Source organism: Mycobacterium sp. (genome assembly GCF_049683355.1).
Classification (GTDB): Bacteria; Actinomycetota; Actinomycetes; order Mycobacteriales; family Mycobacteriaceae; genus Mycobacterium.
Genome location: NZ_JBAUJB010000146.1, coordinates 1 through 6,383, shown reverse-complemented (window position 1 = coordinate 6,383; position 6,383 = coordinate 1). Strand labels below are relative to the sequence as shown.

The window sequence follows — 6,383 nt, the reverse complement described above, 5'->3', positions numbered from 1 at the left end:
TGGCACCTGATGGACCGTGCCGTGGCCCGCGGCCTGGCCGCCAAACCGCTGAACGTACCGGCCCACGTCGGGGTCGATGAGAAGGCGGCCGGGAAAGGACAGGACTACATCACCGTGGTCTCCGATCTGGACGCCGGCACGGTGGAATATATCGCCGACGAGCGCCGACAGGCCAGCCTGCGGCGTGCCTCACTGAGTTTGAGCGCGTGGCCGGCGGTGGTGCCTCACCTATTTTGAGCGCGTGGTGCGGAAGGCTTGCCCGATGTGGAAGGCAAGATCGATATGGATGCGAGGCACCTCGCGCGCCCAGGGGCAAATGTCGACACTCTCGATACCGAGAGCCTTCATGCTGGCTTCCGCCACCAGAGCGCCCGCGACGATCTGTGGGGCCCGATCGGCGCTCACCCCTTCCAGTTCCGCACGGTCAGACGCGGTCATCCTAGAGATGAAATTTATGAGTTGCCGAAGACCGGCCGCCGTCAGCGTTCTCTTGACCCGTGGCCCGGCCCCCGACGGCGCGGCGCCGGTCAACCGGGCCAGCGAGCGGAACGTCTTCGATGTCGCGACGGCCAGATCGGGACTGCCGGCCTCCGAGATCACCGTTCCGGCCTCCGACAGCTCGTTGGCCAGCCAGTCGCGCAGCATCGCGACCCGCCGCCGGCCGGGCGGATCCTCCGGCAGCCACTCCCGCGTCATCCGGCCCGCACCGAGCGGCAGCGACATCGCGACGTCGGGCTCCTCGTCGACGCCGCTGGACAATTCCAGCGAGCCGCCGCCGATGTCGATGTTGATGATGCGGCCGGCGCTCCAGCCGTACCACCGGCGCACCGCCAGGAACGTCAGCCGGGACTCGTCGACGCCGGTGAGCACGCGCAGCGCCACACCCGTCTCCGACTTCACCCGGGCCAGCACGTCCTCGGAGTTCTTCGCACGCGCACCGCGGAGGTCGCGAACGCCATCAACTCCGAACATCCGGAGCTGGTGGCGATCTTGGCGAACTCGTCGATGGTGCCGATCAGCTTGTCTGCGCCCCGGCGGGTGAGCTTTCCCGAATGGTCGATGGCCTCCGCCAGCCGTAGCGACGCCTTGGTGGAACTCATCGGGGTCGGGTGCCCGCCGCGGCGCGCATCCACCACCAGCAGGTGAACGGTGTTGCTGCCCACGTCGAGCACGCCTAATCGCACCCAACCAACCTAATGGGTCTACCGTGGGAGTTTGTGAGCGCATCAAGCATGCTCACCACGGACGGTGCCCGTTGGACCTCGAGCCGTACACGCTGAGCATCGCCTGTGGCCACGGCCTCGTCGCCCGCGTCGGCGAAGCCGTGATGTACATCGCCGACACCGACGTTCCGCCGGATCCGCTGCTGGCAGCCATTGACGCGGTTGCGGATTCCGCGAACCCCGGAGCGGCGCTCGCGCATCTGCTGGCCACCGTCGTCCTTGGCGCCGACGGCATCGGCGCGCCGCCCTTCGGCGTCGTCGCGGCGACCGACGACGGACTGATGGTGCTGGTACGCCAGCGGGTGTCCGCCGAGATCGCCACCGCGACAGACACTCACCGGCTGTCCGGCGAGCGCGCCTTCACCTGGGTCGACGAAGTCGTTCGTCACCCGGTCCGGTCGATCACGGTCGCCGATGTGACCGCAGCGGGCCTGTCGGCGTGCCCGCACACGGACCTGCGCGCGGGCGTGGTGCCCGGCGGTGGATTCATCCTTCACTCGACGACCGCGCCGCGCGAAGCCCCGGAACGGATTGAAAATACTGTGGCACAGTCGATTCCGGTTCAGGAAACTACCGTACGCACCCAGCCGTCGATCGGTATCGCGTCAGGGCGAACGCCTGCGGCGGAAACGTCGGCACAGGCCCCCGTCGCCGGCTATCTGGGCACTGAGGACGGCGCGGTATACCCGTTGGACCGCAACTACGTCATCGGCCGTGACCCCCTGCGCGACGATGCCGTGCGCGGGGCGGTGGCCACGCCGATCGTCGTCCATCACGACCAGCACGTCTCGCGAGTGCACGCCTACGTGACCATCGGGGGTTCTACTGTATTCGTGCGCGATGCCTCTACTCCGGCCGGCACATTCATTGCCGCACCGGGGGCGCCCGATTGGACCCTAATCGGCACGGGGCCGACAGAACTCGAGCCGGAGTGGAGCCTGCGGGTCGGCGAACAGATCCTGACCTATCACACCCAGGGATGAGCTCAATCCCCTGCAGGAGGCGCGCGAACACCCCGAAGGGCGATGGATCGCCGAACACGTCGCGGTGATCATTCTTGTGTACGCAACCGCGCACAGCTTCGCCAGAACACAAGGAGTTCGACATGTTTCACACACTCGCGCGTTCAGCTGCCATTGGCCTGTTCGCCCTGGGCGCACTTCTCGGCGCGCCCGCAACCGCATTCGCGCACACCCATGGCCCGGTCGTTGACGGCGATTACATGGACGACGACCTGCCGCCGTCGGTCGCCGTGTTCCAGCACCCCCGCGACCTGACCTACTGCCCGCCCGGCTTCCACGTCGCCGATGACGCGATCCAGATTCCCGGCGTGCCCAAGGGATGCGAGCTCTCGATCCCCCTCACCGCGGTGCCGCCGGCCGTTCTCGGTGGCGGTCACGAGGTGGAGCTGGAGATCCGTGCGGGGAACTGAGTCGCCCCCACACCGCCTCACGTCGAGCCGGCGTGAGGCGGTCTTCTCCCGCCCTTCTCCCGCCTCCCCCGACCGAGTGAAGGCAACCACACCCACGGGCCGTGCGAATCCCCTGCTCGAGCGATGTGTTGCGCTCAGCACAGCTGCGAAGCTTGGTACGTGCCCAACCGGGTGTATGAGCAAGAATTCGAGGAGTTCACCATGTTGCACACACTCGCCCGCGCAACCATGATCGGGATCGTCGCCGCAGGCGCGATCCTCAGCGCATCGGGTGTCGCGGTCGCCGACACGCAGGATGGATCGGCACCGACCATGCACACCGTCGCGGTCAAGCCAGGCATCGTGAGCGTGATGGCAATCACCCCGCGGCCGGCCCCACTTCCACCCAGCGGCGCGGTCATGCATACCGACGACTGGATCGCCAACGGCTGACCGAGACCGACGCCTAGACTGAGTAGCCGTGAGGCAGTCATGAGCCTTGGGCCCAGCCCCGCTCTGCAGTTCACCGACGAGCACGGCTACGCGCGTGAGCACAGTCTCGACACGGCCGCGCGGATCGTCATCGGTCGATCGCCTGACGCCACTATCCCTCTGCTGGCCGACAGCAGCGTGTCGCGCCTGCACGCGATCATCGAATGGGTGGACACCCACTGGACGGTGATTGACGACGGGTTGTCCCGCAACGGCACCTTCGTCAACGGTGAGCGGCTCAACGGCCGACGCCCGTTGCACCCCGGCGACAAGATCCGCATCGGCGAATGCATCTTCACCTATCGTGACGGCACCCGCCCAGCCCAGAACACGACGAGCGTGGCGGGCGAGATTCCCACCCGCAGTTCCCTCACCGAGGCGCAGCTAAGAGTGCTCCTAGCGCTCTGCCGGCCGTGCAAGGGCGGCTCCCCCTACGCCGTCCCGGCATCGAATCAGCAGATCGCCGACGAACTGTACGTGAGCGTCGAAACGGTGAAGACCCATCTGCGGGCCCTGTTCACCAAATTCGGTTTGGACGGAAACACCCTGCACAACAAGCGAGCCCGGCTGGTCGAACGCGTCATGCTCAGTGGAGTGGTCACAGACCGGGACCTGTGACTTGCTTCAACGCGCTCCAGTCACCTGCCCGCAGCGCAGCCAGCGCATCGGCGGTGACCGGTAGCCGGTTGCGTACCGCCTGACGGGCCGCAGCGACGTCGCCGGGATGGTGGCCGAGGACGGTAGCGCCCACCACATGCCCACCACCGGACACCACCAGCCGCCGGTACGACCCGGCCGCGGGCCGGTCGACCACAATGACTTCGTCGGTTGGCGCTGTCGTCATCCTCCCAATCGAGAACAGTTCCAGATCAACGCCTTTCAAGATCGTCGCCGGTGTCTCGGCGGCCAGCACCCTTTCGCCGCCGAGTGCATTGACTGCGGCCGCCTCTGCTTGCTCAGTCGCGATCGGCCACAGTCCGAATACCTGTCCGCCGTGCTCGGCGACGTCGCCGGCGGCATACACGCCGGGGATCGGCGTCTGCATCCGGTCGTCGACCAACACACCGCGATTGACCGGGATGCCCGCGTCGCGAGCCAGCTCGATGTTCGGGCGGATTCCGACCGCGGCAAGGAACACATCGCATGGCACGGTCCGACCGTCCTTGAGCAGCGCCCCGGTCACCGCGGGCGATCCGAGCACCCGCGCCGTCTCGGCCTTGCGAAGTATCTCGATGCCCGCCCTGGCGAAGTGCTGGGCGACTAGCTCCGAACACCGCGCGTCGATCTGCTTGGCCAGCAGCCGTTCGCCCCGCTCGAGCACGGTGACCCGCAGGCCCAGCCGGTGCAGCGAGTAGGCGGCTTCCAGGCCGAGCAGGCCGCCACCGGCCACCACCGCCCGACGGCAGCCGCGGTGCTGCGTGTAAGCCCGAATACCGATGGCGTCGCCCGCTTCTCGCAGCACGAAGCTGCCAGGACAATCCAGGCCGTCGAGTGCGGGAACCCACGCGCTCGCACCCATCGCCAGAATGAGGCGATCGTAGGGCAGCGTCTCCCCGGTGCCGAGAACGACGCGGCGCCAAGGTAGGTCGATCCGGGCGGCATGGGTGTTCAGCCACGCCGTGACGCCGTGCTCGTCGTACCACTTTTCAGGCAGCAGGTACAGACCTTGCATCGCTGATCGGCCGTACACCAGCCGGGAGATGCCCATCCTGTTGTAGAGCGCGTGCGGCTCCCGCCCCACGACGTGTATCTCGCAATCGGGATGACCTCGACGGATGAAGTCCGCCGCGGTGACTCCGGCGATGCCGTTGCCGATGACCACCACGCTGACGATCGACCGGTCGTAGCGAGTCGGCGTCGCGTCGTCGCCGACACCGGGTTCGGGGGTCAACGACACCTTCACGGTGCCTGCCGTGATCCGGGCGCAACACGCCATCCGGGTGGACTTTGAAAGGCCCAGCCGCTGCAGGGTTTTCACCTCGTCCTGCTCCAGCGGCGACAGCTGGGACATACCGTCGAGCACTTCGACCGGGTCGGCCCCGCACACGCCCATGCGGCAGCCCGCCTCGAGGGGTTGCCCGCCCTTCTCGGCTGCGTCCAGCAAGCTCATTCCCGCATCGATGGCGACCGTCGCGCCGTCCGGTTCGAAACACACCCGCGCGCCGACACCCCCGGTGGCCTGCCCGGCCGCGCGCGTGCCCGGCGCCCGCAGCAGTACCGGTTCGGTCCGCGCGCCGGTGGTCAGTGCGAATTGCAGTTCGCTGACCCTGGTGCGTGCCACCCACAACACCGTCACACCGGCCACCGTCGCACTGATCACCCAGCCCAGCCAGAGCGCCTCCAGGCCGGCGACCTCCGCCAACGACGTGACGAGGACGGGTCCGGCGAACCAGTAGAAGATATTGAGGGCGATCGCGGCGAAGGTCACCGCGACCATCGCCGGACTCAGCGGTGTCGTGGCTTCGACCGCAAAGAACAACCCCACGCTCACGAGGACGAAAAGTCCTAGCAGCAGATACCTTTGGGGAATCGTCGTGCCCACCTGGCCGCTGAGCGTGAAGAAGCCGAGCACGAAGCCCGGCAGCGCGGCGACGAACAGCTTTCGCGGCGCGCTCCAGCCCGGATCGGGGTCCGCCATATCGGCCTGATACGCCGCCCGTGGCTTGAAGTCATAGCAGTTCTTGGCGCATCCGACGCACGTCGGGCAGTGGGCGTTCGGCACCGTCACGAACGGCGTCTGCCCGTAGGCGCGCTGCAGCGGCAGCAGCGGACAGATGCTCGAGCACCAGCCGCTCTTGCCCTTGAACACCCAGCCGCCGATGAATGCCAGTGCGACCGCAGCGGCGAGCACGCTACCCATCGCGGGGCCGCTGTCGTCCAACCCGGCCAGCCGCGCCCCGGCGATGCCGAAGAACAGCGTGATCGCGATCAGATAACCCCGGTTGCGCAACCAGCCCGGCGGGTTGATCCTGCGACCGAAGCCCAGCACCCGGGGTAGCTGGTTCGAGGCCGCCAGTGGACAGACGTTGCGCCACAGCCCTGGGGCGATCAGGAACAGGCCCGGCCAGAGCGGCACGATGACACCGAAGAAGATGAACAGGCCGGCGTGCGGGCGCACGAACATGGTGACGATGAGGGCCAGCAGCACCGCGACGCTGCCGACCCGGATCACCCGCCACACGGGTACCGGCACCCTCGTGGGTAACTCCGTGTAGTCGGGGAACAGGTTCCGCACGCCGGTCCGGTCGATACCAAGC

At 67.6% G+C, this 6,383-nt stretch carries 6 protein-coding genes and 1 pseudogene; 5 read left to right on the top strand and 2 right to left on the bottom strand.

Annotation, left to right across the window (positions count from 1 at the left end; genetic code table 11):
- Window positions 1-237: transposase (locus WA944_RS09175; protein WP_526646781.1), on the top strand; the 237-nt coding region annotated here is incomplete at its 5' end.
- Between the two features lie 66 nt (window positions 238-303).
- Here the strand turns inward: WA944_RS09175 and WA944_RS09170 are convergent.
- Window positions 304-1,184, bottom strand: a pseudogene (locus WA944_RS09170) (Ppx/GppA family phosphatase); the annotation flags it as partial.
- Between the two features lie 71 nt (window positions 1,185-1,255).
- Here WA944_RS09170 and WA944_RS09165 point away from each other — a divergent pair.
- The 4 genes from WA944_RS09165 to WA944_RS09150 all read left to right on the top strand — a co-directional run bounded on the left by WA944_RS09165 (window position 1,256) and on the right by WA944_RS09150 (window position 3,744).
- Window positions 1,256-2,206 carry an FHA domain-containing protein gene (locus tag WA944_RS09165; protein WP_526646779.1) on the top strand — a complete coding sequence of 317 codons (951 nt, stop codon included), beginning with the start codon at window positions 1,256-1,258 and terminating at the stop codon, window positions 2,204-2,206.
- 122 nt (window positions 2,207-2,328) lie between these two features.
- Window positions 2,329-2,655: a hypothetical protein gene (locus WA944_RS09160; RefSeq protein WP_526646777.1), complete on the top strand. Its 327-nt coding sequence runs from the start codon at window positions 2,329-2,331 to the stop codon at window positions 2,653-2,655.
- 201 nt (window positions 2,656-2,856) lie between these two features.
- On the top strand, window positions 2,857-3,087 hold the full coding sequence (locus WA944_RS09155; protein ID WP_526646775.1) for a hypothetical protein: 231 nt from the start codon (window positions 2,857-2,859) through the stop codon (window positions 3,085-3,087).
- A 39-nt stretch (window positions 3,088-3,126) separates the two neighbouring features.
- Window positions 3,127-3,744 carry an FHA domain-containing protein gene (locus WA944_RS09150; RefSeq protein ID WP_526646773.1) on the top strand — a complete coding sequence of 206 codons (618 nt, stop codon included), beginning with the start codon at window positions 3,127-3,129 and terminating at the stop codon, window positions 3,742-3,744.
- Here the strand turns inward: WA944_RS09150 and WA944_RS09145 are convergent.
- On the bottom strand, window positions 3,725-6,383 hold a 2,659-nt coding region (locus WA944_RS09145), incomplete at its 5' end, for an FAD-dependent oxidoreductase (RefSeq protein ID WP_526646771.1). The genes WA944_RS09150 and WA944_RS09145 overlap by 20 nt on opposite strands.

Bases quoted from the DNA above. Each gene is read 5' to 3' on its own strand.
- WA944_RS09160 (WP_526646777.1), top strand. From the start codon at position 2,329: ATGTTTCACACACTCGCGCGTTCAGCTGCCATTGGCCTGTTCGCCCTG.
- WA944_RS09155 (WP_526646775.1), top strand. From the start codon at position 2,857: ATGTTGCACACACTCGCCCGCGCAACCATGATCGGGATCGTCGCCGCA.
- WA944_RS09150 (WP_526646773.1), top strand. From the start codon at position 3,127: ATGAGCCTTGGGCCCAGCCCCGCTCTGCAGTTCACCGACGAGCACGGC.